Origin of the sequence: Fodinibius sp. (genome assembly GCF_034521915.1) — a bacterium.
Classification (GTDB): domain Bacteria; phylum Bacteroidota; class Rhodothermia; order Balneolales; family Balneolaceae; genus Fodinibius.
The window spans coordinates 1-26,481 of record NZ_JAXHLU010000010.1; the positions used below are offsets into that span (position 1 = coordinate 1).

At 41.2% G+C, this 26,481-nt stretch carries 25 protein-coding genes; 18 read left to right on the top strand and 7 right to left on the bottom strand.

The genetic code is table 11. The annotated features are described in order from the left end of the window. Nucleotides 1–76: 76 nt before the first annotated feature. A complete protein-coding gene (locus U5J89_RS06950) occupies nucleotides 77–421 on the top strand; it encodes a hypothetical protein (RefSeq protein WP_322574883.1) in 345 nt (114 codons plus the stop codon). A 251-nt stretch (nucleotides 422–672) separates the two neighbouring features. On the opposite strand, the gene U5J89_RS06955 is transcribed toward U5J89_RS06950, so the two are convergent. Genes U5J89_RS06955 through U5J89_RS06965 form a run of 3 tightly spaced genes read right to left on the bottom strand, consistent with a single transcriptional unit; the run spans nucleotide 673 to nucleotide 3,374 of the window. Then, complete coding sequence (locus U5J89_RS06955) at nucleotides 673–1,437, bottom strand: YiiX/YebB-like N1pC/P60 family cysteine hydrolase (protein ID WP_322574884.1); 765 nt, start codon at nucleotides 1,435–1,437, stop codon at nucleotides 673–675. 44 nt (nucleotides 1,438–1,481) lie between these two features. After that, a complete protein-coding gene (locus U5J89_RS06960) occupies nucleotides 1,482–2,240 on the bottom strand; it encodes an alpha/beta hydrolase family protein (protein WP_322574885.1) in 759 nt (252 codons plus the stop codon). Between the two features lie 15 nt (nucleotides 2,241–2,255). Next, nucleotides 2,256–3,374 carry a DUF3179 domain-containing protein gene (locus tag U5J89_RS06965; RefSeq protein ID WP_322574886.1) on the bottom strand — a complete coding sequence of 373 codons (1,119 nt, stop codon included), beginning with the start codon at nucleotides 3,372–3,374 and terminating at the stop codon, nucleotides 2,256–2,258. A gap of 44 nt (nucleotides 3,375–3,418) precedes the next feature. Here U5J89_RS06965 and U5J89_RS06970 point away from each other — a divergent pair, with 44 nt between their 5' ends. Together U5J89_RS06970 and U5J89_RS06975 are read left to right on the top strand one after the other, a co-directional pair. Next, nucleotides 3,419–4,072: a sigma-70 family RNA polymerase sigma factor gene (locus tag U5J89_RS06970; protein ID WP_322574887.1), complete on the top strand. Its 654-nt coding sequence runs from the start codon at nucleotides 3,419–3,421 to the stop codon at nucleotides 4,070–4,072. A 59-nt stretch (nucleotides 4,073–4,131) separates the two neighbouring features. Beyond that, nucleotides 4,132–4,374 (top strand): hypothetical protein, encoded by a 243-nt coding sequence (locus U5J89_RS06975; RefSeq protein ID WP_322574888.1) that lies wholly within the window; start codon nucleotides 4,132–4,134, stop codon nucleotides 4,372–4,374. 42 nt (nucleotides 4,375–4,416) lie between these two features. On the opposite strand, the gene U5J89_RS06980 is transcribed toward U5J89_RS06975, so the two are convergent. Beyond that, nucleotides 4,417–4,902, bottom strand: coding sequence for a hypothetical protein (locus tag U5J89_RS06980; RefSeq protein ID WP_322574889.1), 486 nt, complete (start codon nucleotides 4,900–4,902; stop codon nucleotides 4,417–4,419). Between the two features lie 13 nt (nucleotides 4,903–4,915). Beyond that, nucleotides 4,916–6,286: a sensor histidine kinase gene (locus U5J89_RS06985; RefSeq protein ID WP_322574890.1), complete on the bottom strand. Its 1,371-nt coding sequence runs from the start codon at nucleotides 6,284–6,286 to the stop codon at nucleotides 4,916–4,918. Nucleotides 6,287–6,490: 204 nt separating this feature from the next. Between U5J89_RS06985 and U5J89_RS06990 the strand changes: the two genes are divergently transcribed. From U5J89_RS06990 to U5J89_RS07025, 8 genes are all read left to right on the top strand, one after another. After that, a complete protein-coding gene (locus U5J89_RS06990; protein ID WP_322574891.1) occupies nucleotides 6,491–7,447 on the top strand; it encodes a hypothetical protein in 957 nt (318 codons plus the stop codon). A gap of 18 nt (nucleotides 7,448–7,465) precedes the next feature. Then, nucleotides 7,466–7,939: a DUF3179 domain-containing (seleno)protein gene (locus tag U5J89_RS06995; protein ID WP_322574892.1), complete on the top strand. Its 474-nt coding sequence runs from the start codon at nucleotides 7,466–7,468 to the stop codon at nucleotides 7,937–7,939. Continuing rightward, complete coding sequence (locus U5J89_RS07000; RefSeq protein WP_322574893.1) at nucleotides 7,917–8,576, top strand: DUF3179 domain-containing (seleno)protein; 660 nt, start codon at nucleotides 7,917–7,919, stop codon at nucleotides 8,574–8,576. Before U5J89_RS06995 ends, U5J89_RS07000 begins: the two co-directional genes overlap by 23 nt. Nucleotides 8,577–8,766: 190 nt before the next feature. Next, on the top strand, nucleotides 8,767–8,943 hold the full coding sequence (locus U5J89_RS07005) for a carboxymuconolactone decarboxylase family protein (protein ID WP_416208505.1): 177 nt from the start codon (nucleotides 8,767–8,769) through the stop codon (nucleotides 8,941–8,943). Between the two features lie 417 nt (nucleotides 8,944–9,360). Beyond that, nucleotides 9,361–9,822 carry a DUF302 domain-containing protein gene (locus tag U5J89_RS07010; protein ID WP_322574894.1) on the top strand — a complete coding sequence of 154 codons (462 nt, stop codon included), beginning with the start codon at nucleotides 9,361–9,363 and terminating at the stop codon, nucleotides 9,820–9,822. Nucleotides 9,823–9,881: 59 nt separating this feature from the next. Then, nucleotides 9,882–10,637, top strand: coding sequence for a flavodoxin family protein (locus U5J89_RS07015; RefSeq protein ID WP_322574895.1), 756 nt, complete (start codon nucleotides 9,882–9,884; stop codon nucleotides 10,635–10,637). 42 nt (nucleotides 10,638–10,679) lie between these two features. Beyond that, nucleotides 10,680–11,624 carry an L-histidine N(alpha)-methyltransferase gene (gene egtD, locus U5J89_RS07020; RefSeq protein ID WP_322574896.1) on the top strand — a complete coding sequence of 315 codons (945 nt, stop codon included), beginning with the start codon at nucleotides 10,680–10,682 and terminating at the stop codon, nucleotides 11,622–11,624. 61 nt (nucleotides 11,625–11,685) lie between these two features. Further along, a complete protein-coding gene (locus U5J89_RS07025; protein WP_322574897.1) occupies nucleotides 11,686–11,844 on the top strand; it encodes a hypothetical protein in 159 nt (52 codons plus the stop codon). 309 nt (nucleotides 11,845–12,153) lie between these two features. Here U5J89_RS07025 and U5J89_RS07030 read toward each other — a convergent pair whose 3' ends face one another. Beyond that, a complete protein-coding gene (locus U5J89_RS07030; RefSeq protein WP_322574898.1) occupies nucleotides 12,154–12,573 on the bottom strand; it encodes an SRPBCC family protein in 420 nt (139 codons plus the stop codon). 372 nt (nucleotides 12,574–12,945) lie between these two features. Between U5J89_RS07030 and U5J89_RS07035 the strand changes: the two genes are divergently transcribed. From U5J89_RS07035 to U5J89_RS07065, 7 genes are all read left to right on the top strand, one after another. Continuing rightward, nucleotides 12,946–14,031, top strand: a complete 1,086-nt coding sequence (locus U5J89_RS07035; RefSeq protein WP_322574899.1) for a BamA/TamA family outer membrane protein — start codon at nucleotides 12,946–12,948, stop codon at nucleotides 14,029–14,031. 114 nt (nucleotides 14,032–14,145) lie between these two features. After that, entirely contained in the window at nucleotides 14,146–15,762 is a 1,617-nt protein-coding gene (locus U5J89_RS07040) for a hypothetical protein (protein ID WP_322574900.1), read from the top strand. Between the two features lie 12 nt (nucleotides 15,763–15,774). Then, entirely contained in the window at nucleotides 15,775–17,112 is a 1,338-nt protein-coding gene (locus U5J89_RS07045; protein ID WP_322574901.1) for an NTP/NDP exchange transporter, read from the top strand. 44 nt (nucleotides 17,113–17,156) lie between these two features. Then, complete coding sequence (locus U5J89_RS07050; RefSeq protein WP_322574902.1) at nucleotides 17,157–19,904, top strand: Npt1/Npt2 family nucleotide transporter; 2,748 nt, start codon at nucleotides 17,157–17,159, stop codon at nucleotides 19,902–19,904. 10 nt (nucleotides 19,905–19,914) lie between these two features. Then, on the top strand, nucleotides 19,915–20,346 hold the full coding sequence (locus U5J89_RS07055) for a cyclic nucleotide-binding domain-containing protein (RefSeq protein WP_322574903.1): 432 nt from the start codon (nucleotides 19,915–19,917) through the stop codon (nucleotides 20,344–20,346). Nucleotides 20,347–20,637: 291 nt separating this feature from the next. Further along, the gene (locus U5J89_RS07060) at nucleotides 20,638–24,381 is read left to right on the top strand and encodes a BamA/TamA family outer membrane protein (RefSeq protein WP_322574904.1); all 3,744 of its coding nucleotides are present in this window, start codon (nucleotides 20,638–20,640) and stop codon (nucleotides 24,379–24,381) included. Nucleotides 24,382–24,603: 222 nt separating this feature from the next. Beyond that, nucleotides 24,604–25,677, top strand: a complete 1,074-nt coding sequence (locus U5J89_RS07065) for a metallophosphoesterase (protein ID WP_322574905.1) — start codon at nucleotides 24,604–24,606, stop codon at nucleotides 25,675–25,677. Between the two features lie 197 nt (nucleotides 25,678–25,874). Here the strand turns inward: U5J89_RS07065 and U5J89_RS07070 are convergent, their stop codons facing one another. After that, on the bottom strand, nucleotides 25,875–26,294 hold the full coding sequence (locus tag U5J89_RS07070; protein WP_322574906.1) for a DoxX family protein: 420 nt from the start codon (nucleotides 26,292–26,294) through the stop codon (nucleotides 25,875–25,877). Nucleotides 26,295–26,481 lie beyond the last annotated feature (187 nt).

Consider the following 26,481-nt stretch of genomic DNA (forward strand, 5'->3'; position numbering starts at 1 on the left):
TAAACGTAAGATATCGTCTCAGAAATACATCTAAATCAATCACCTAACATTCTATTCCGATTTTTTGAAAACTATTATGGAACTTAATCAACTTTATGACTGGTTCATGAGCCTTGGAGAACCCTATGGAGTAAATCCTATCATTTTTGGCTCTATTTATGTTGGAGCTATTCCTTTCTTTTGGGTCGCCATGTGGTGGCTGGTAAAAAATATTCGCAATAATCGCTCTGTTGCCGGACCTGTTTTAATGGCATGCTGTTGCGCGGTCTCTTCTTATGTATATCTAATTTTCGTAGGTGAGAACGTTCCCTATTGGGTTTATGGATTAATTGTCGCCATCATTGTGTATGCTATCTATTCTACCTTACAATCAGTGAAAAAGAAAAAAAGCGAGATCAAGGAAGAGCAAACGCCTGCATGATAGTACTGTAATTACGAATGTAATGCGGCAATCTTTCCTCAACAACGACTGTCATCGCGAGCGAAATGGAATGGAGCGCGGCGATCTACATAAAACAATTTGCTCATGCTTAAGGAATAACTTTAGATACTACACACACCTGCACCAACAAATGGCTTCGGTGTACAGGCGAACCTATTCCGGGAGATTACTACGGTCAATCAGGCCTCCCTCGTACTGACAGTGCTTTTTAAAAACAACAAAGTCTTCCATCATTCATTTTCTGCCCACCTTAGTTCGTGGTGATCAAATCCATCCCGAATAGAAGGTTTCACAATCTCAAAATAGGGCGACACATCAAAATCACGAGGGGCAAACAAGCTGTGGTGACGTATATGCAAAATTTCTTTCTGTGACTGAATAAGCGCTTTGCTACTCGACCCATCAACATCAATATTGGGAAGGATTGGATATTGAATCGACTGAAAAGCCTGCGCAATTAGGGAAGAGCAAATAGCCTTTGTGGGATCGCCGCTGCCCAATGCCAACAGCCGACGCCGATATTTTTGAGGAACCGGCGGCGTTTGGATAAGGTAACGCGCCAGATCAAAAATATTCTTTAGATCATATTTATAGCCAATTCTCTCTTTCATAAAATTAACCACTTGTTTTATCTCTTCGGAAGAAAGTCCTACAGGACGACAAATTCTGGTGTGATTTTCACAATAGTTGCCCAAGGGAACTGTTCGAACTCCTTCTTTAAGATCTGCTTCTATAAGAACGTGCTGCTTGTTGGGTTCTTCATCTATCAAATTATCTTTTCCAATAAAAATAGCAGCATGCGACCAAGTAGATTGAGTAAGATATTTAATGGCCATGCTAATACGGCTACTACCATCAATTAACAATATATCTCCCGGCTTTAGGGTCTTTTCCAGTACTTCTCGAGAACAGGTGGCAACCGACTCCTGTTCCTCATCAGTCTGAGTAAGATAACGTGCTAACCGATAGCCTAAACCACTTAGTGCAGGAATCATCAGGACTTTATTTTAAATAATTTCTATCATAATCATTTCATAAATCACAAATAACGATCCACCCAAGCAGCCGTTACTGAACCGACATAGTGGGCATCCTCTTCGTTAGTCAAAAGATGGTCGGCATCATCCAGCGAGATAAAACTTTTGGGATGTTTAGCCAACTTATAAATATGGGCGGCATTATCAATTCCCACGGTCTTATCTACCGGTGAATGAAAGATAAGCAGTGCCTTGTCAAGGTTTTTAATGATCTTGTTCATTGCTTGCTCTTTCAGATCATCCAGAAATTGTTTTTTAATAGTAAAAACACGTCCGGCCAGCTTCACACGGGCTTCTCCCTTTTTCTCAATCTCATCTTTCTTGTCTACAAGAAGATGAGCAACATGTTTAGGATTACAGGGCGCACCAATAGTTGCTACTGCTTCCACAGACGCAATTCGATGCGCTGCCTGAAGCACCGCGGCGCCACCCAGTGAATGACCAATTAACATTCGCGGGGTCGACCATTCCTGATCCATATACTCTGCCGCCGCTTGAAGATCATCAATATTGGACGAAAAATTGGTGTCAGCAAAATCACCTTCACTTTCACCCAAGCCGGTAAAATCAAATCGAAGGACCCCCATCCCGTGCTCTGTCAAAGTACGGCTAATGCGTCCAACCGCACGCAGATTTTTACTACAGGTAAAACAGTGAGCAAATAATGCCGCTCCTTTTGTTACTCCCTGATCCGGTTCATCAATTCGCGCTGATAATTTTACCCCTTGACTTCCTAAAAATTCGACCTTATTACTTTCCATAAATATTTTTTGATATTAGTTATTAGTATAAATTTCTGTCTCCGGCCAAAAAACCAGCCAGGCAAACGCAAAGTAATCACCAAAGGTGACAGTCTCCAATTGTTGTCCTTCGTGTTCACCTTTTACTGCTTTGCCAGTTACACTCCAAACTGATCCCGTTTGCTTATCTACAATATTGCCATTTTCAACTACAAACGTGAGTTCCGTGCCATCAAGTACTCGTTTAAATACTCCTGTCGAACCCGACTCCTTGGATTCAGCTATCCGCGCCGCATCCATAGCCGAAGTAGCTCCACCGGTATGGATAACTACCAATGGCGTCTCTCCAAGTTTATCATTGATAACTTGTTTTTTCTTAGTAACAGAATATGGATAGGCTTTTTGATGCTCATCCAGCTTTACTCCAATGACTTTTTCCATGGGTGGCAAGCGATCGTCATCATTGCCCGCACCAAATAGGGGCGAATTATTAATATCGTCATATCCTGTATATGGATTCCGGCCGTAATTACGATCATAACCCGTATTTTTGGAAAGCACGAGTCCATCAGGATAGCTCTTTCTAAATTGTTCAAACGAAATAATCTGGCTGGAAATCTGCTCCAACGTTGTCCCCACATAATCACCCACAATAGCTTTGCCGGTAAACTGCTGCCAAAGCGTTTCGGTTTTGCGATCAAACATTACCAGATCGGAATGGCGCAAAAATCCGGATACCCCGAATTCGAGCGTTTCTCCATTAACAGTACGCTCAAAAACGAGCGCTGAGTAACAAAGCGGACAAAAGGTTACCAGTAAGGGATCCCCTTGAATCTCATCATTCACAATTTCGTGCCAGATCATAATCTGCAGCGGATAAGCCCGTGCTTCTCCCTCATGTTCTACGGAAAGTACGGGCTCCTTGGCAGCTATCCATGACGAAGCCTCATTAAGAGACACAAATTTGGGATCGTCAATCGAGGGAATCCCATCTTTGGGCGGTCCGCCACGTTTTAGTTCGCTTAGCTCAATAGTTGATTTATCAGTATTAGTATCCCAACCCCGAAGCTGCTGGGCATTCACTTTTTTTGCTAATCCTATAACAATCAATAGAATTATTACATAACTTAGCTTATATGGCTTGAATGAAAGCATAGCTCTTGTTATTTACTTGGCTAATTAAAAACTAAAACTTTTACATGCTCAACTGGTTTAAGAGACGTCGTAAGAAGAATTCTTCTTACGAGACAAACGAAGAATGGATCGAGGCGCTCAAGCCTCCCGTTGATGAGCAAGCTGTGAAAAAGCTTCGCGCCCAATTAATACGTGGGCTTAAACCAGCGCTGCATAAATATGTTGATCGCGAACTCGACCAGTTTGTTGAGGATGTAGCTCAAGATGCGCTGCTAAAAGTTCTGGATAACATCGACTCATTCCGCGGAGAAAGCAAACTCCTTACCTGGGCTATGAAAATTGCCGTGCGCGAGGGGCTCACCGAACTTCGTCTAAAACGTTATGATGATATTTCTATTGAGGATCTAAAACCCGATGACGAAAGCCGAGAGGTTTTTTCGCTATCCGTAGCCAGTGATGATACCAGCCCTGAACGTTCGCTGCACGAATCGCAGCTTGTCGATAAGGTTTTACAAATTATTAACGAAGAGCTAACTCAAAAACAGAAAACCGCAATCAATGCGCTTATGATTCAAGGATTGCCAATGCCCGTTGTTGTTAAACAACTGGATACTAATCGCAATGCGCTCTACAAATTAGTTCACGATGCGCGGGTAAAAATCAAGAACAAGCTCGAGGTAGAGGGTATCGACCCTGACGAAATGTTAAATAAACTGTAAGATCTGTAAAGCTTAGATCATCAGTACTTATGATATATAAAAGTACTTAATACCTTAACATGGAATTAACACCTAAAATATTAAAGAATTTAATTAAGTCGGCACAGATGGCGACCGCTCATGAGATCGGTTGTGATGAGTGCTTTGACGAGCTTCATAAATTTGCTGAAATGGAATTGGCTGGAAAATCTCCCGCCGAAGCCAAACCGTTGGTTCAGGATCATCTGAATAAATGCGGAAGCTGCCGGGAAGAATATGAAGCCCTGCTTGAAGGCCTTCGTGCTCTACAAAATGGTCACTAATTGTAAAAATGTTAAAACGGTATAAAAATTCCCATACCCTTATTAATGGGAATTTTTTCTTCCAAGCCACCTACTGCTTAAGTATCCCAATACCCAGCCATAAACAAGGTGTACCAATAACGTAATAGTGATATATAAAAGTGCACTATCTAAATAGAGGGGATGATCGGTTGGTAAATTATTAGCATATCCAAAGCCGAAAAATCCCCACCCAATAAGCGGACTATACACAAACATCATGAAAAGCCACAGCACAATGGCCAGCACTTCCGCTTTGAGAATAGATAGATCGTCCTCAAACGTATAAACCAACACAAAAGCCCAAAACGTGCCGTAACAAAAATGGAGCAGCAGTGCGTAACCCGATTCTACCACTCCCAAATTATACAAAAAAGCTTGCGAGGGAGGCACGTTAAAAGGGGCCAATCCCGTCACATTTATCCCTATATAGATAAACAAAAACATTACTAAGCTGGCCAAAAATCCTGAAAGGGCAATATTAAATGTTCGTTTAATTGTACACGTCATAGCAAAAAATTACTTATTCAAATAAGGCGTTACTTGATCCGGAGGCATCCGACTTTTCAAAAGTTAATGTTATATTCAATCCTCCATTATCTTCTACCGATAGTTCTCCGTCAATTTGTTGTATTAAAGCTGCAATAATAGCAGAACCAGTGCTCTCGGAATTTTCAAAGTCGTCATCTGCCGATATTCCTTTACCATCATCCTTAATTTGAATATGCACTTTTTTATCAACCTGATGCATTCCAATTTTAATAGTCCCAGATTGTCTTCCATCGAAACCATGTTCAATGGCATTGGCCATAATTTCGTTAATAATCAGTCCCACGGGAACTGCCTGATTTATATTTAATTGCACTTGGCCCAAATTGGACTCCAGCGTAATATTTTTATCCTTAGTGATATAGGTACTACAAATATGATTGGTCAATTCTTTCATGTACGCTGCCAAATCAACTTCGGAAAATGAATTTGACTGATATAGCTTTTCATGAATCATCGCCATTGATTTGATACGATCGCGACTCTCCTTCAATGCCTTGTCGGCATTTCCGTTACTCATGCTTTCCAGCTCCAGCATCCCCGAAATAACCGCCATGTTATTTTTTACCCGGTGATGAATCTCCATCAGCATCACTTCTTTTTCGTAGAGTGCCTCCTCCCACCGACCAATGCTTTTATTTGCTCGAACCGAAAATACTACGCCAATTAGCACTAATAAAATGCCCAGAATTACACTTATCCAAAGTCCAAACTGTTTTACTACTCCAGAGGCATCCCCAACCGAAGCCATAAGTTCACGATTTTGATCGTTCCATTTGTCATTTAGGCTATTATATTTTTCAAGCTTTGCCTGAGTCAGGCTATCACTGGAATCTTTTTTCTCGAGCTTCTTAAACCAGTTAACGATCAACTCATGCTGACGATGTTCTATTTCTTTCAGCTTTTCCCAATTGTGACGTAATTCTTGTATTGGCCTTGATGAATTAAAATAACGGAAGACAGTTATTAAACCGCTTATCTCGCTGGGATATATTTCGTCAGTATCAAAAGTCCGAAATACCGTTTCTACATCAGGATCCTCGGAAAAAAGCTCATCGATTGTATTTCTCAATGAATCTTTCTGAGCTTTTACTTGCAGGTAAGCCTCGAAGTGTTTCTTGTCACTTTTCCGGCTTAACCGTTCTACATGCATTCCAGCCTGGTAATGGTAGTGATTCCATTGAGAGAGCAGGGCCGAATAATCGCCTGAGGCAGCAATCATGTTAATTGAAAAGTTGGTGAGTACCGTCAACCCACTAGCGGCAAAAATAAATATTCCTACCACAATAATGAGCTTACGGCTCAAATAGAATCTATTCCCTTCTTTTAACTTATCTTCATCCATCACTACATCCCAAGTTAATGCTCACGTACAAAGACGAATTCATAAATTCAATTCTTACCGATTTATTTAATATCAAAGAATTATAATGAAGAACTGTATATACATTATTTTATAGTAAGATATGCACCCCTCGATACATCTATAAGTTGGATTGAGAAATGGATCCCCAAAAATAACTTTCGCATAAAAAGAAGAGCTGAAATCATGCATAATATTACAAAGAAAATATGGTCTGCCTTGGCTGTTTTTCTCGTTTCGGCAACCGTTGTGGCAGCCCAAACCTGTAGTTGTGCCGGAGCCCCCTTAATTAGCTCGCAAAGTATTAGTACTACATCACAGGGCAATCTATTATTGGGCATAACATATGGACATAAAGAAATTTCGGAACTGTACCAGGCAGATAATAAACTCAAAAATACAACTGTTGAGCGCAGTACACAGTCAACGCTTATTGAATTAAACTATGGCATTACCAACCGACTCACTATTTCTGGAACGGCAACCTATGTACGAAAACGACGATTGGGTTTACAAAGCAATGACGAACTTATAACAACTGGAATTGGCGATGGAGTTGTATTATTAAAATATGTTCTACATCAAAATACAATTAAAGAGCAGTATCAGCTGGCCGTTGGAGCCGGAGCCAAAATACCTTTTGGAAAAACCTCACTGACCAATGATGGAATCGGGCTTAACTTAGATATGCAGCCGGGTACCGGGGCATGGGATGGTGTTGCTTGGTCATATTTTTCCAAAACTTTCGCGCCGGTCACGACAATAAATTTATTTCTTTTTAGCACGTATCGAGCTACGGGCAGTGCAGAGCGGTTTGGCGAAAATGATAACTACGAATTCGGCAATGAACTACTGATAAATATTGGTGCCACGAATAATATTACTTCTGACCTATCCTATATTGGCACTATAAGTTATCGATCTACCAGTTCAGACCTACGAAACGAAAACAAGCTGCCCAACACAGGTGGCAAATGGATTAATTTAGAACCTGCACTAAAGTATCAACTTACTGACGGGTTATCGATTAAAGCATCTGGTGAAATACCCATCTATCAATATCTCAACGGGTTACAACCAACAACCAGTTATACCGCATCGATCTCACTCTTTTACAACTTTGGAAAGAAAGTAATCTTTTAATAAAAGGATACCACCACTATGAATTTCTTCAGACTATGGAGCGTTATACTTTTTGCGTTAACTTTTGTGGGTTGTACTTCGGTTACAAGTAACACCGAGTCTTCCTCATCTGATAACCCATCTGAGGAGTCAGAATGGCTGCTTCCAGAAGATGAAGTCATTAATGGTGGAGTATCAAAAGATGGCATTCCTTCAATTGATGATCCCAAATTTAAGCCTACCACCGAGATCAATTACGTTCAGGATGATCGGCTCATTATTGGTGTTCGTATTGGAAATACCATCAAAGGATATCCCCATCAGGTTTTAGATGCCCACGAAATAGTAAATGATCAAATTGGTGACCAACCTTTTTGTCTCACTTATTGCCCTTTGACAGGCAGTGGAATTGCCTGGGATCGAACTATTGATGGAGAAGCAGTTGAATTTGGGGTATCCGGACTATTATTCCGAAACAACCTGATACCCTATGATCGTAAAACCAACACCTAATTATTCACAAATGCTCATGAAAGGAGTTAAGGGAACGAGATCTGGAGAAAATTTAGAAACGTTTCAGGTTTTTGAAACCAGCTGGTCTACTTGGAAGAAGATGTTCCCCAATGCCAAAGTGCTTTCCACAGATACCGGATTCGGCAATAGTAGATACCAAGGCTATGTGTATGGGGAAGATTATCTGAACGAAAACTCACCTCCACTATTTCCTATCAATGTTGATGAAAAAGCTCTTGGAGGAAGGGGATATAAAGAACGTGTCTTTGGTATCATTGACTCAAATAGGGATAACAGTATATTAGATACCCAAAATTTTGTTATTGATAACTTTGGATCCGGCATAAATTTAACAAAAACGAGTACTCGAAATACCGACTATATTGTTGTGGGAAGTACTTCGTTAAACTTCGTCGTAGCCTTCAAAAGTGAGTTATCCGATGGCACGGAGTTAAACTTTCAACCTGTCCAAGGTGCACTTCCTATTATTCTAACAGATAATGAGGGTAACCGATGGGACGTCTTTGGATACGCTGTAGATGGTCCTCGACAAGGAGACCGGTTAACTCCTGCTACAGCATATCACAAGTTACTGGTTTGCCTTGGGAGAATTTTTTCTATGGGGTTGGTATCCTAGATAGCTTTAAAAGGAATTTACCATTTGTAAAACACAATATAAGGATAATGGCATTTATAGATATTATTGAACCCGAGGAGGCCACGGGCAATCTCAAGGAGATCTACGAAGAGCTTAAGCAGAAGACGGGGCAAATTGGCTACAGATTCATAAAATCCAGAGCCTGAATCCGGAGACGATAACTGCACACATGGACCTGTATATGTCCATCATGTTCAGCAAGTCACCCTTAAGTCGAGCGCAGCGCGAGATGATGGCGGTGGTTGTTTCGGTTGCCAACGATTGTGAATATTGTCAACAGCACCACGGACAGGCACTTAATCACTACTGGAAAGATCGAAATCGTATAAAACAGCTTCGGCAATAACTACAACAAGCTGGACCTCAACAATGTTGACAAGCGGCTTTGTCAGCTCGCGCGGGAATTAACGCTTAATCCCAGTAGCATAAATAAAGAGCAGTATATTCAGCCGCTTAAAAATACGGGACTGTCTGATCGAGCTATACTGGATGCGGTACTGGTCATCAGCTATTTTAATTTTGTAAATCGTATCGTTACGGGGTTGGGAGTAGAAACCAATGAAGAAGAAGTGCAGGGTTATAAATACTAAATCAAAATGGGTTTAATAATGTAGATCAATCTCCCTAAATCCCTCTTCTCCAAGAGGGACCATAAAGCAGTATTTACTAAAAAAGTTCCTCCTTAGAAAAGGAGGACAGGAGGATTGATTATAAGGTATGATTTTATTTTCGCAGTAGTGCTAATTGTAGATTAAAATATGATATGCAGAAAGTAATTATAATAACGATCACATTTATGTTGGGTATAATTGTTATTCCTGCTAATGGCCAAGATGGGATGGAAGTTATTCAAAGCCAGCATTCCGTGGAAGAAACTACAGATCGACTTAAAAATATTCTTAAAGAAAACGGTATTACCATCTTTCAAAAAGTAAATCATAAGGAGGGAGCGGCTGCAGTAAATATGGATTTATCTCCTACAACCGTTCTCATATTTGGTAATCCCAAGCTGGGCACACCGCTTATGCAGTGCGCGCAAACAACTGCTATTGATCTGCCGCAGAAAGCACTTGTTTGGGAAGACTCGGAAGGGATTACACATATTGGATATAATTCTCCCGAATATCTTAAAAAGCGACACAATATTGAAGGCTGTGATCAGGAATTGAATAAAATTAGCAAGGCACTCGACAAATTTACTCGAGCAGCAGCGGGCAGTAATTAATAACTGCTGACAGATACGTATTACACGTGAACTCTTAAATTTATCAAAACTAAAATATTATGGCATTAAGTAAAAAACAGGAAGAGATGTGTGATGAAAGTCAATGGGATTTTTCAAACTTGAATGCACTATTCTTAAACTGTACACTTAAGCGAAATCCCAAGGAATCGCATACTGAAACACTGATTGAGGTATCCCAATCCATTTTTGAAAAGAATGATGTATCTACCGAGATCATTCGTCCTGTAGATTACAACATTGCTCCGGGCGTATATCCGGATATGACCGAACACGGCTTCGAGGAAGACGACTGGCCTGAGATTCAACAGAAAGTAATGGATGCTAACATTTTGATCATTGGCTCTCCCATCTGGCTGGGCGAAAAATCATCGGTTGCCACCAAAGTAATTGAGCGGCTTTATGGCTATTCGGGCAATCTCAATGAAGAGGGACAGTACGCCTATTATGGACGCGTGGGCGGTTGCCTGATTACCGGTAACGAAGACGGCATCAAACACTGCTCGATGAGTATTTTATATGGACTTCAGCATCTTGGATATGTAATTCCTCCCCAAGCCGACGCCGGCTGGATTGGCGAAGCGGGGCCGGGACTCAGTTACGGCGATGAAGGCGAAGATGGCCCCGTTGGGTTTGATAATGAGTTTACTCAGCGCAACACCACCTTTATGACGTGGAATCTTATGCACATGGCCCTAATGCTTGACCAGGCTGGCGGTATTCCCGCACATGGCAACCAGCGATCAGAATGGGAGGCTGGCTGCCGATTTGATCATCCCAATCCTGAGCATCGATAACCTAATCCATTTATTCAATAATTATCAGAAGGTAGATTTTCTATGGATGAACAAATTACAATGACCTCTCCCCAAATGTTGAAAGAGGTTATTGAAGGATTAGAAAAAGATCAAAAAGAACTGCCGAGCAAATACTTTTACGATCAGCGTGGTTCTCGACTTTTTGAAGAAATAACTCAGCTGGATGAGTATTACCCTACGCGGACTGAAATATCCATCATGCGGAATAATATGCCCGATATTATACGAACGCTTGGCAATGATATCGTATTGGCTGAGCTTGGTAGCGGCAGCAGCAAAAAAACGCGCCTGCTGCTGGATCATTTGCCGTGCATTAGTTCTTATGTCCCCATAGAAATATCTGAGCAGTACCTGACAAACGTTGTTCAAAAGCTCAATCAGGAATACCCGGATTTACAAATAGATCCGGTCTGCACTGATTATACGACACCTTTTCAACTGCCTGCCATCTCAAAACCCTATAGCAACATCGTTTTCTTCTATCCGGGGTCGACTATTGGTAATTTTCATCCGCCTCAGGCCAAAGCGTTTTTAAGTAACCTTTCCACACTGTTGGATTCCGGCGACGGAATGCTTGTCGGCATTGACCTAAAAAAGGATATCAGCAAATTGGAAGCTGCTTATAATGATAGTCAGGGAGTAACGGCATCATTCAACAAAAATATACTCCAACACATCAACCAAAAGCTGAATGCTAATTTTAATCTTGATCATTTCCGTCACAAAGCATTTTACAATAATGACGAAGGACGCATAGAAATGCATCTGGTTTCAACTAGGAATCAAACAGTAATCATTGAAGGTCAAGAGTTTCATTTTGGACGGAACGAATCCATCCACACCGAAAACTCCTATAAATATAGCATAGCAGAATTTAACAACCTGGTGAACGAATGGTTTTCGATGGAAAAGGTATGGACCGATGCCAACGACTATTTTTCAATTCAATACCTGCAGAAAAAGTGATTTCCATTAATTTTTAACAGCGTCTGTTGGCTACGCAATTAATTAGCTGATAAAACTACCCATGAATACACTTTCTACCCAAAAACTTATTTCCAAGATTAAAAAAACCAATGCTATCTTAATCGATGCTCGCCCCATTGCAGCTTACAATGGATGGAAACTCGAAGGTGAAGAACGCGGTGAACATCTTCCGGTAGTAAAAGGTATTCCCTTGCAGTAGACCCAGTATATGGACTGAATCGAGGTGTTGGAAGAGAAAAACATCAGAATATTAAACGGCGATATCACCCTGACAAAATATATTGCTTTTTACTGCAAACCCGTATGGTGGGGCAGTGAAACTTTTATGAATGCCTGGTATATGAGATGACCCAACGTTTCGGTCTATGATGGAGGATGATATGAATGGTGCAAAGATCCGGAAAATTCCATTGAAACAGGAACTCCGGAAGAAACCGTTTTAATCAACAACAGTTAAGTTGCTTCATAGTTTTTTATTGAAAGATTTTTAATTAGAAGCTGACCGCTATTATCCGGAAAACCTTTGCTGCAATCCTTTAACTCCCAGATTATACAATCCTTCCAGAGCTTCTTTCATATCATCTTCCATACCATCTGCTGCATCAAATGTTGATGACCAGCTAAATTTCGATCTCCCATCCTCTAACTCATCAACTTGCATGGTGCCCGTATAATTTTGAATAGGCATTGGCGAATCCAAAATTGAATACTTTAGCACTCGTTTAGCCTTATCCAAACTTTCCAGCTTCTCCTTTACTTTTCCGCCATCCTGTAGCGTCAACGTTCTTACGGCTCCAACACCGTTTCCTTCGATAGTACAATCTGATACCCCTTCAACAATTTGATTTAATTCACCAAAATTGCTCGCTAATTCCCAAACCTTTTCGACTGGGGCATTTATGGTACCGCTCACTTTTACTTTTTGCATAATTTTATTCGGTTAATTGAACATTCTATCTGTAATATTGATGTACTAAAACAACAAAATCTTTCCAAAATAGCTTAAACCTATAAGAGCAAAAAAATTGGTAAGATTTGGTCTCTTTCTGCCTTCCTAATAGTAGAGATGAAGTAAAAAATATGGCCGCGGGGTCATCGCCTTATGCATGCATTTTTATATTGGAGATATATTTTATGTGGACTATTAGGGACGCTTTTTTTCTTATCTGCAACAGAGGCAAAGAGTCAAAATCCTATACCTGATTCGAGCGAAAAAAAGACCGCAACCACAAACCCCCATTGGGAGCCTTATTCATCAGAAAGGAATGCCGGGGAACACCTCCTCGCACTCCCCTCTTACTTGCTACATTGGACAACCCGGCCTGTTGGATGGGGGATCAAATGGGCAGAGAAAAAGCTTCCCCAGTTACTACAGGGAGAGCGGGCACCTTATGGAGTATATCCATTTTTTGAGCTGGGAGGAAATGTTAGAGTGGCCTATGGTCTACTGTTATATCATAATAAATTTTTAAAGTACAACCATCGGATACGTTTAGAGGCTCTCTTTGGATCCAAAGAATACAACGACTTTGATTTTAAATATTCAATTCCAGCATTTATCTCCCAGGCAAACCAGTTGGAGATCAATACCAGCTATTCCAACGATCCCGTCAAGTCACTGTATGGAGGTAACAATTCAGCACTCGCAGATGAGCAACTATATGCCACTGAAGAAGTTGAGGGAACCATCGAATTTCAGCACACAATTAGCTCTACAACAGCACTTTCAGTTTCAAGTCGCTACAGAAATTTTGATATCACCGATACTCAAACCATCATAGACGATCCATTACCAATAATTTCCGAGCAGCTTAAGGGGACAACTTCACTACTTTCATTAGGCAGCTCACTGCATTTTAATTTCGTCAAAGGATTGCCCCGAACCGTTCGCGGATCTCGTTATACTATAGGTCTCAACTGGAACCATTCCCTAAACAACAATCAATTCCATTACCTGCATTATAATCTGGGATGGGAACAGTTTTTACCAATACCATTCCTCCCAAATTCGAGACGACTCGGATTAAAAACAAATCTTAAAAAAGCCGCTCCGTTAGGTAATAAAGAGATTCCCTTTTTCACTTATCCCAATCTCGGAAGTTCCTATGATTTACGTGGATTTTCCTCCGGCCGTTTTCGCGATGACGGATCGCTACTTGTAACCCTGGAATACCGCTACCCCATGTGGAGTTTTGCGGACATCGTCTTTTTTGTGGACGAAGGACAAGTTTTTAGTCAATACTCTGATATCGGAATTAACGATTTTCACACGAGTTATGGATTTGGTTTTCATCTGATCTCCACCAAGGGATTTGCCTTCCGCTCTGAATTTGCATTCAGCAAAGAATCATCTCGCGTAATTCTCAATATTAATCCTAATTTTTAATTACCGGTAGTGACTTCAGCCATCAGAAATATCGGGAAATGGTTCCTTATACCACTTGTATTGATTGCTGCAAGCATCTCCATTTCAAGCTGTAGCAGTACCAAGCCTTACACATTGGATCGTATTAAAACATTTGATCCGGATACCTCGGAAATTGACCAACCGCCTGAAAACGCCTCCTACCAGTACTGGGATCGCATTGACAACACGATTTTTCATCAACTGGAAAAACCGCTAGATCTAAACAGAGTAATTCGAGCTACCGGTCAGGCTATTGGAGCAGCCGATGCCAAACAAGCTGATAATATAAATCACCTTGATGAACCTCCAGAATCGAGTTGGTATAACTACCGGCATTACTATAATCACATGTCCACCAAAGAGTTGGCACAAGGTCCCAATACCGTCGCACCGGATACTTCGGGTACCTGGAATATTTTCTCAGCAAAGCTGGAGGGGGCAAATCCCGGATTTTTCATTGAGGATGGGCAAGGCAATCGATTCCTGATCAAATTTGATGGCCCGAACTATCCCGAACTTACAACTTCGGCCGAAGTTATAAGCAGCAAAATATTCTACGCTGCGGGTTACAACGTGCCAGAAGCTACCATCACCTACTTTGATCCCAATCAAGTAACTATTAAAGAAGGAGTTACCGTAATGGAGGCTGGCGAAGAACGACCTATGACCATGGAAGATTATCGGGCTATTGTTGGAGACAAACCCAGAAATAAAGATGGACATATTCGCGCCGTAGCCAGTAAATTCGTGAACGGTACGCCCGTAGGGCAATGGGCCTTTGAAGGAACACGTGCTGATGATCCAAATGACCGGGTTAAACATGAGCATCGTAGAGAACTCAGGGGAATGCGTATTCTCAGCTCTTGGGTCAATGATACCGACCGTCGCGATGCCAACACCATGGCTGTCTATACAGATAAAAACTATATCAAACATTACGTACAGGATTTCGGAAACACCCTCGGAGCCAATGGCACAAGCATCCACGAACCTATTTATGGGCAGGCCTATCTCATTGATCCGCGTTACATGGGATTAAACGCTATTTCGCTGGGACTTAAATCCAACTCTTGGGAAACTGTTGATGCACAAAAACATATTCCCCATCCTTCGGTTGGATATTTTCGGGCTGATATTTTTAAGCCCGGACGCTGGGTATCAGCTCATCCGCTGCCTGCATACGAAAATATGACGCTGCGCGATGCCTTCTGGGGCGCCAAACAGGTGATGAGTTTTAGCGACGAAGATATCCAAGCAATCGTTGAAACCGGAAAGCTTAGCAATCCAGAAGCCGAAAAGTATTTAACTGAAGTATTAATCAACCGCAGAAATAAAATTGGACGCTATTGGTTTAGCCGCATTAATCCAATTGACAAATTCCATGTGGAAAAAAATAAAGAAAAAGTTTTACTTTCATTTGAAGATTTGGGTATTCATAGTCATTTATATGATGCCAGCCAAACCCACTATGAGTATAAAGTTTCAGTTGTTGATGGGAAATCCCTCTTGCAAAATCAGAAGACACAAAAACCTAACATCTCAGTTAATACTTCACTTATTCCCAAATCTAATTCAATAAAGCAACCTACAGTGCTGAAGTATAAAATTGTTACGCGCCGTACATCTGATATTTCTGAAAAGAGCACTTGGGTATATGTTGCCCTCGAGACTTCGAATACAAGGGTCATAGGCATTAAACGGGAAGAATAAACAAAAACAGTTATGGCTAAGAAAAGTATTATCGAAAGCATTCGTAAGAACTTCTTTGATATCAAAAAGAAAGAGTGGCCCAACGTCATCATGATGTCCCTCTTTTTCTTTATGGTGATCGCTACCTTTTGGGTCTTGAAACCATTAAAAAGGGGACTATTAGTCAACTTTTACCAAGAACATCCTCTCCAATTATTGGGCACAAGTTTTGCCGGCGCCGAAGTTGAACAGCTGGCTAAAGTTGTCAACATGCTTGTAGTCTATGTCATCGTCGTTGTATTTACCTTACTCTCCCGAAAACTTCAACGCCAGCATTTAAACCTGACACTCAACCTGTTTTTTGCAGGACTCTTTATACTTTTTGCCAGCCTGATGAATAATCCCGGTCCTGCCACAAGCTGGTCGTTTTACGTACTTGGAGATATGTTTAATTCCGCGATGGTTACTTTTTTCTGGGCGTATTCAAACGATATTTTTACCTCCGATCAGGCTAAACGAACATATGGCATCGTTGGCTTGGGAGGTATTATCGGAGGCATTGTCGGTTCAACAGTGGTAGTAGGCTATGTGAACCAGCTAGGGCGGCCTACACTCCTTTACCTATGCCTAATTCCCCTAGCTGTTATGATTGCTATCGGATACTACGTTAACAGTAGAACAAAGGATACTGAGCGACCAAGTCAGGACCCGTGTGCTGAGGGTAAGCGCTGCAGTGCTATTTTTGAAGGAGCAGATATTGTATTCAAATCCAAATATCTAATATCCATCGTAGGTATTATCGCTCTCTACGAAATGGTATCAAATATTGTAGATTTTCAACTTTCGGCGACCATCGCCTCCAGTATTAGCGGTGACCTGGATAAGGATGCATACTTTGGCTTCGTGGGACAAATTACCAGTATTATCTCCCTTGCTGTACAGCTATTTCTAACCAGTTTTGTTATGAAGCGGTACGGGGTTGGCATTGCGCTCCTGTTTTTACCCATCGCAATCACGCTCGGATCGGTAGGCTTCCTGGTAATCCCGAGCCTGCTGTTTGTAACCATCATGTCTGCCAGCGACAACAGCCTGAATTATTCCATCAACCAATCAGCCAAGGAAGCACTCTATACCCCGACCGAACAGGATGTTAAGTACAAGGCCAAGGCATTTATCGACATGTTTGTACAGCGATTTGCCAAAGTGCTGGCCGTCGTACTCAACCTTGCGGTTGCAGCTTGGGTGGGCCTGGAACATGTGCGATGGCTTTCCATTGCCTGCCTGATTATTCTGGTATTTTGGATATTAGCAGTACGATATGCCGGACGTAAGTTTGAAGAAAAAGCAGACGTCGAAGAAGTCCCGGTATAATAAGATTAACCTTAACTATTTGGACATAAAGCCCTGAATTCAGCTTGAAGAAACTGATCTCCATATTTTATGATATCCGAAAGGATGAGTGGCAACGAGTATTTTTGATGTTCGGGCTGCACTTTATCCTAATGGTGATTCTTTACTTTCTTAAGCCCGCCCGCGACAGCCTTTTTCTAACTGAAAACGGTCCTAATGAGCTGCCCTATGTCTATATTCTGCTGGCTGTTATCTCAATACCTGTAACACAGTTTCTTACTAGTATCATGGGCCGGTATTCGGTACGATCAGTACTAATATGGACCCTCGGATTTCTCGCAGGTAACCTGCTTCTACTGCGTTGGATGTTTCGCTTTCAACTGGATTGGATATTCATGGCATTTTATGTGTGGGTAGGCATTTTCGGGATATTGGTAATATCTCTATTCTGGTTGCTGGGAAATGCGGTTTTTAAACCCGCACAGTCTAAACGCATTTTTTCCTTCTTAACTTTGGGAGCCATCTTAGGAGCCATAGCTGGCAGTGAGGCTTCCAGCCTAACCGTTTCATGGCTGGGATTAGCCACAGAAAACCTGCTTTTTGTCTGCATTGCTCTGCTTATTGTTGGAATGGGAATTACTTATTTCATTCCGACAAATTCCCAATCCGAAAAAAACGGTAGTCCCAGCAGCAAGAAACAAAAAACATCTTCTATAAAGGCGGCACTAAAAATACTAAAATCCCGTTACCAGTTAACGGTGGCTGTAATTATTGGGCTAACAATGATTACTACCACCTTTACCGATTACCAGTTTAAAACCATAGCGTTTGATGTTTATCCCGAAAAGGCTAATCTAACCGCGTTCATGGGTACCTTTTATGCAGGGGTAAGCCTGGCTTCTCTGGCCATACAGGTATTGCTGTCAACACAGATCATTAAAAAGCTTGGGCTTTCCGGGGCTGTACTTTCCCGTCCCGCCGGAATGATGGTTGGCGCCATTTTAATGGCAATAGAACCGGTGTTGGCCTCGGTCGTTATCCTTAACGGTTTTGACGGTGCTACCCGCTATTCGATTGATAAAACCGGACGCGAGTTGCTTTTTCTCCCTCTCCCACAGCATACCAAAGAGCAAACCAAAATCTTTATCGACATTTTTGTAGATCGCTTTTCTCGGGGATTAGGAGGCTTAATGCTGCTGGGATTAATTATGGTCCTCGGCTGGTCGGTATATCTGCTAACTTATGTGGTTATCGCTTTATTAGTGATATGGATTATTCTGGGAATACGGGCAAAAAGAGGATACGTGCAAAAGTTTCGCGATTCGGTACAAAAACAACTCATCAGTACCGGAAGTATAGCGTTAGATCTTAATGAATCGACCATCTATTCCATCATCCAAGAATCACTACATAGCAAGAGCGATTCCCAGATTTTGCATACGCTCTTCTTGCTAAAAGACAGTAATATCGAAAAAATTTCGGATGATCTTAGACAACTGTTAAATCATGAGAACAGAGAAATAAAACTGCAGGCTTTAAAACTGCTACAAGATGTAGAGAGTCTAAATCTAACTGAGGAAATAAAAGGATTATTAGAAGATAAGGATCCTGAAATACGGTTAGAGACTATCTATTACCTTTGCAAACACTCCCACGAAGATCCTACCAGTGTGATTAAGTCTTATTTGGCACACGATGATTATAAATTAAAATCAGCGGCCCTTGGATGTGCCAGCAAGCACAGAGGATCAGCAACAGACTTAGTAGAACCAGAATTTTTTGATCAGCTTTTAGATCAAGAAGGTAAAGATGCTGTAGTCATAAAAGCCCAAATCGCGGATGCGCTGGGATACATTAATAATGATACCATCGTACAAAAATATTTATCCAAATTACTGGATGATGAACATCCTATCGTGGTGCGAAAAGCCATTTCCAGTATGGGGCGTCAAAAAAATGATCGTTTTATCCCATTATTAATTGATAAATTGAAAGATTCTGAATTTAAGGTCGAGGTTAGAAAAACACTTGCCTCATATGGCACCGCTCATCTAATCCTCTATAAAGATCGCTTTTTTGACAGCAATCTGGATAAGGACATTCGTAAGAATATTCCGGGAATTTTCTCCTACCTCTCTGAGCAAGCGGCGGTCAATCAATTGTTTGATATGATTTCCATTGATGATCCCAACCTGCGTTATCATGTCATCAAGGCCCTCAATAAACTACGTCGCAAATCTTCTGGGCTCGAAATGGACATACCCAAGGTACGCAAAACTATCAAAAACGAAGCTAAACACTACTTCGAAATGCTTGCTGTAAAGCAGATTCAGCCTTCGAATCGTCCAAATGCAATTCTTATAAAAGCTCTCGAGGAAAAATTAGATCAGAATACAGAACGTATATTCAGGCTATTAGGACTTATTTATAATCCCAAAGATATGTATGGTACTTACTTGTCCCTGCAAAGTATATCGTCGGACAAACGATCTGCTGCGGTCGAATTTTTAGATAATATATTATCAGAAACAGATCGCAAATACCTGTTTCCAATTGTTGATACTCGAGAACAGTCAGAAAAAATGGTCGCCGGTCGACAACTTTTTGATATTCCTCAAATGCAATACGATGAGGGCTTACTTCAATTAATTAACGGCGAAGATCAGTGGCTACATATCTGTGCTATCTATAGCGTATCGCCCCAGTGCCCTGCTAATCTACAATCAAAAGTGAAAGAAGCAGCTCAGTCATCAAATGAACTAATAAAGGAAACTGCTGAACTGGTAATTAAACGAAATAAGAAAAACGTCTAATTAGATCACTATGGAAACAACTATTGAACGGGTAATTTTCTTACAGGGAATTGAACTATTTGAAGATATATCTTCCGAGCAGTTAGCCCATCTGGCCGGTATTACCAAAAGTTTTTCGGCTGATGCTGGTCAATCCCTATTTAAAGAGGGAGATCGATCTCAATCCATGTTCATTTTAATTAATGGCAATGTTCATCTACTTCGCGATGGAGAACTAAGAAAAGAGCTTACTGAATCTGTGGCAATAGGGGTGTGGGGATTTTTTGATGGTGAAGAACGATTGATGTCAGCTACCTGTAAAGAAGAATCTCACTTCTTGGTTATTGATCGAATAGACTTTTACGACCTACTCGAAGACCGAGTTCAATTAAGCCAAGGACTGCTTAAATATTTCGTGAAACGAATTCGAAAACTAACTGAACTATCGGACGCTGTAGTATAATTTATTAACTCATAACGTGTTTAGCGGTTAGATCAGATGCTAAAAACTAACAAATATCTGCCGTGTCATCCCGGACTCCGATCCGGGATCTCGTAAGGACTATATCGTTGATCTGGCAAGAGTCTTAATCAACGTTTCTTGTCCATGCAAGATCCTGAAACCCCGCTAAAGTCGGGACACGGCAAGTTCAGGATGACACATAGGCTACTTTTTAACCGCTAAACCCGTTAACTCATATTAATGGTCTAAATAATTAGATAAGAAATTCAAAACAGAATAAACCCCGTAACAATGAACAAGCAAAGATGGACAACATACTTTCTCCTGTTTTTTGGGAGCTTCATTCTGCTATCGTGCGGAACTTCAAATCCATATTATGCCAACCCGTACAGTGATCCCGTTCCTGAAGATTCCCTCGACAAGAAAGAAATAGATTATAGTATCTATTTAATTGGGGATGCCGGGTTACCAAACCTTGACGGTAAAGACAAAACATTGGCCACGCTGGCGAATCATCTGCAACAATCTGATTCCCGCAGCACAACAGTATTTCTGGGAGATAATATCTACCAAAATGGTATGCCGGCAGACACCACCGGAGAGAAAAGAAAAATAGCCGAACAAAAAATTACCAAATCTCTCCAAACCCTTATCGATTACCCCGGTAAAGCATTTTTTCTATCCGGAAATCACGACTGGAAAGTTAGCAAAGAGAGAGTTCTTGCCCAGGAAACATTCATCGAACAGTACCCGAATATTGAGGCTGAATATATCCCCAGCAACGGCTGCCCGGGACCTGTCTCTATCAACCTTTCTGAGGATTGGCTGTTGATAGCGATCGACTCCGAATGGTGGATTAACCAAAGTTTAAAACCCAATATTTCTGAAGAAGGATGCAAACAACAATCCCGTGAAGAGGTCATTAATGTTACCAAAGAGATCGTTAACGATAATTCTCACCGAAACTTGTTAGTGACCTTCCATCATCCATTATACAGCAGTGGGTCGCATGGGGGATACTTCCCGTGGAACGATCACCTTTTCCCGCTTACAAATCTCAAAAAATGGCTCTATCTTCCGCTCCCAATTATAGGATCAACCTATCCCATATACCGCAAGCTTGGTCTTTCCAGGCAGGATATCAGAAATGATCATTACCAACAGTTTAAGCAACAAATATTGGAGGCCACTGAAAATGCAGAAAACCTCTTTTTTGCCAATGGACATGAACACAGTTTAGAGTTTTTTGAAAAAGAAAATCATTTTGCAATTGTAAGTGGTTCCGCCAGTAAGACTTCTTATGCTCGTCGAGGACAGGGTTCAGAATTCACGTATACGCAACACGGCTTTGCCAGGCTAACTTCGTACAAAGACGGTTCCATTTACGTAGAGTTTTGGGTGCCGGAAGAAGGAAAACAAAAAGGTAAGCTCATATATCAAAGGGAGTTAACCCAAGCTGGTTCATCAGATACATCAACTGACTCAGCCGACAATGTAAATGTAAGAGAAAACGTATCACAGAAAAAGGTAAGGGTTGCTGCCGGACCTCGTTATGAGGCCGGAAAACTGAAGCGATTTATCTGGGGCGATCACTATCGCGACGCCTGGACGACACCGATCGAAGTGCCAACTATTGACCTCAATACCAAGCACGGCGGACTGGAAGTGCTAAACGTAGGAGGAGGGCAGCAATCGATATCCATTACCGTTCAAGACACTGCCGGTCAGAAATATATCATGCGATCGGTCCAAAAAGATCCGTCTAAAGCGTTACCGAAAGAGTTAAGACAAACGTTTGCCAATGATATTCTGCAAGATCAAATTTCGGCTTCTCATCCCTATGGTGACTTGATTATCCCACCTATGGCAGAGGCTGCCGGTATCTATCATACTTCCTCCGAATTAGTATTCGTAACAGAAGAATCCGGACTTGAATTTACCGATGATTCAGATGGTGCTCTTGTCTTTTTTGAGGAGTTTGCAAACGAAACCTGGTTTAACCAAACATATTCCAAGCAGGTAGAAGATGTAATTGATACAGATCAATTATGGCAAAAGCTGCGAAACGACAACCACAACCGGATCAACGAAAAACAACTTTTAAAAACCCGACTCTTTGATATGTTTTTAGGTGACTGGGATCGCCATGACGGACAATGGTTTTGGGCCGAGCACAAAGACTCAGACAATTCTGTTTTTCAGCCCATTCCCATAGACCGCGACAACGCCTTTTTTAAAAGTGATGGCCTGATTCCCGGAATTACAAACCGCAAGTGGGCACTTCGCAAATTTCAGCACTTTGACGAAGGTATCAGGGATATTGCCGGTATCAATTTAAATGCCAAAGATTTTGACCGGTGGTTTCTTACTGAACTTTCAAAGGAGGAGTGGTTAAATATAGCCCGTAATTTACAAGAGTCTCTGACCAATGACATCATTAAAAATGCTGTACAGCAATGGCCTGACCCCATTTACGAATCTGAATGGACAGACACTGTAATTAACAAACTACAAGCACGCAAAGATAAGCTTACAAAATTTGCAGAGCGTTATTATGAAATCTTATCCGATGAAGTAAATGTATTCGGAAGCGATAAAGATGAATTATTTTTAGTTGATCGAAAAGAGAATGGCCAAACAGAGATTTCGGTTTTTAATTTAAATAACGAAGGAGAAAAAGAATCACAAATTTATAGCCGATTATTCCTTCCCGGAGAAACCGAAGAGATACGGCTTTACGGCTTCGGCGGGGATGACCGATTTGAGATTAGTGGTAAAAACAGCAAAGAAATAACGGTCCGTATTATAGGCGGAGAGGGTGTTGACAATATCGATGATAAATCGCAAGGTGATGGCGGCAAGAAACTAACCAAAGTTTATGATACAAAATCCGGCAGTGTAATCAATAATAATGGACAAATCGAAAATAAGACCTCAGAAGATCCAAGGATAAATAACTTTGAAAAAGAGTCATACCAATACGACTACCTTGGTCCGCTAATCACCGGTGGCTATAATACTGATGATGGCATATTTCTTGGTGGCGGTGTCCGTATAGAAACCCACGGATTCAGGAAGGAACCCTTTGCCACCATGCACCAAATTAAAGCCAAACACTCATTACTCACTTCTGCATTTAGTTTTGACTATAAAAGTATTTATACGGATGCTGTAGGCTTATACGACTTCAATGTTGACTTAAATGTTCGTGCCCCAAACTTTAAGTCAAACTACTTTGGTCTGGGAAATGAAACCCAGCAACAAAACGATTCAAAAACGTTTTACAGATTCCGATTTGACCAAGTGCTCTTTTCTACAAGACTCAAAAAAGATATTTCTAATGTAACCAGCTTTCAAGTTGGCCCAGGCTACAAGTTTTATGAAGCTTCCTCCTACCCGGGGCGTTTTATTTCTTCACCCGCGGCCGGACTTGAGGCTTCTGACTTCAAGGGGCATCATTACCTGTCTCTTAATTCAGCTTTTAATATCAACGCCACCGACAATAAGGTGTTTCCACGATACGGAATTAAAGTCAACGCTGAAGCAGATTTAAATATTGGTTTAAACGATAGAAGCGAAACATTTGGCAAACTGAAATCCGAGGCAAGCCTTTACTACACCCTTGATAACTTTCCTACTACTTTTGCTGTCCGCGCGGGAGCTTCAACCAATATCGGCAATTACAAATTTTTTCATGCCAACACTTTGGGCGGAAATTCCCTATTAGGTGATCCAGGTAACCTCAGGGGCTTTCTCCGCGACCGGTTTGCTGGTCGAACTAGCTTCTTTCAGAACGCTGAGTTTCGCACCCGTCTTTTTAATTTCCAATCCTATCTATTTCCGGCTGATGTCGGAATACTGGGATTCTTTGATAATGGCAGGGTTTGGATTAACGGTGAAACATCCAACGACTGGCACCAAGGCTATGGCGGTGGGATATGGATCAATCCATTTAAAAAAGTAGTAATTACCACTACGTACGGGGTTTCAAACGAAGACCGCCTTTTTTCCATAAATCTGGGCTTCGCCTTCTAATGAACTACAACCATTGGCACCCCACTTTTAAAAAATAGATATAACAGTATTCACAAAGCATAAAAACAAGATAATTTTTAAAATATTGGCTACCTCAGACTTTTAGAATTTAATGGAAGAAGAAAACTTCTTAACCAAGACTAATTGAATCTTTCATAAAACCAATTCAAAGACTCACCAAATAAATATCGGGCAAATTCGCATAACCTTACCCAGATCAAAATGGCACGTTTTAAAATCCCTGTTTTTTATTTTCTATGCTTTACAGTAATTGGTTTTGCATCTTTCGGTTGTTCGAGCACCACTTTTTATCAGCAGAACACCACCGAACAAACACCCCAAGGAGAACCGATTTACTCCGTATATCTAATCGGTGACACAGGTGCACCAAGTATCGAACCACAAGAACCAATATTAGGAGTCCTTGAAGCACAGTTAAAACGCTCCGGAGAACAAAGCGCAGTTATCTTTCTGGGCGATAATGTGTATCCCGACGGACTGCCCCCAAAACAAAGTCCATCCCGAGCACAAGCTGAGAAACGATTACTTACCCAATTAAAGATAATTGATGACTATCCCGGACAAGTTGTATTTATACCCGGCAATCACGACTGGGCTTCATCAGAAAAGAATGGCCTCAAACAACTCCGTCGCCAAGAAAAATACATTGAGTCATACCTGAACCGAGGTAACACTTTTTTGCCTGACAGCGGTAATTCTGGCCCCGTTTTATTAAATCTGGCAACGGCTAATACTCATCCAGATATAAATTTTGATATTCAGCTTGTGGCCATTGATACGCAGTGGTGGTTGCATAAGCACGAAAAGCCGTTATGGAAGAACGTTGACAGCGCTAACCAGCAGAAAGAAAAAATACTAACTAAACTCGAAGAAATGATTACTGCTGATCTCGACGCTGAAACCCTCGTTGCTGCGCATCATCCACTCTTTTCCTTCGGCAGACATGGAGGCAAATTTCCCAATTCCACGCATTTCCTTCCACCTGTGTTCGGTTCCTTATATGTAGCTTATCGTAATATTTGGGGATATCCCCAGGATATTGCCAGCTATAGCAATTTAAAAGAGGGAATGCTACATAGTTTTAAAGATAAACCCGGACTAATTTATGCTTCCGGACATGAGCACAGTCTGCAATTTATCCCATACCTAAATGGTAGCCGTCAACAATATCACTTAGTCAGCGGATCTGCGACAAAACCTTCTTTCGTTAAAAAAGGGTCTGGCGACAGCTTCACCTATCGCGGAAAAGGATTTATAACCAGTACACTATTATAAGGATCGGTCAAAGAAAGTTGAGTTTTGGAATGAAGAGGGAACCATGGTACATGATCGGATTATCGAACCCAAGGTTAAGCCGCAATCAACCGATTAAAACTAAGAATTTAACCCTTCCTTTTTTTGCAGCTGTCAAAAAAAGAGGGAATAAGTAATCAAACTTATTCCCTTACTATTAACCTGACAGAGAGCAATAATTACATAGTGGCAGAATCAACAGCATTCTTTATAGCATTTCCCTTAAAGGCATAGAGCAGCGATACGGCAATAATCAGTACCTGGAACTCCATTCCACGTCCTCCGTTATTACCCATATTGATGGAATTCCAGCCAAATTGGGCATGAACCATCACGATGGCTCCAATCATAATCACTGTAAAAATCAATCCACCAACACGCGTAGCCCAATCGGGGCCAAATCCACCCCACAGCATCAGCAAAGCACCTCCAATTTCAGCAATTCCAAGTATGAATACCATAGCAAAAGGCATCCCCATCATTGCAGAAACATCTCCCGTCATAGCTACTTTTGGAAAGCCGTGATAAATAAAAGTAGCAGCCAGTGACAATCTTGGTAACCAATGTGCTATTCCCGATAATTTATTTAATTGATCCATATGTAATCCCTTTAGTTTAATTATTGTGAGTTATACCTATAGATGGATCAGCCATTAATAATCTTACTTTGAAAAGAACCCCTTACCATACACGTCTCACCAATCTCACAAAGCTTTGTGATTTTAATGAATCATGAAATCCAATCGACGACTTCTTCTATGTAGACCGGACAACCTATCCGACTGC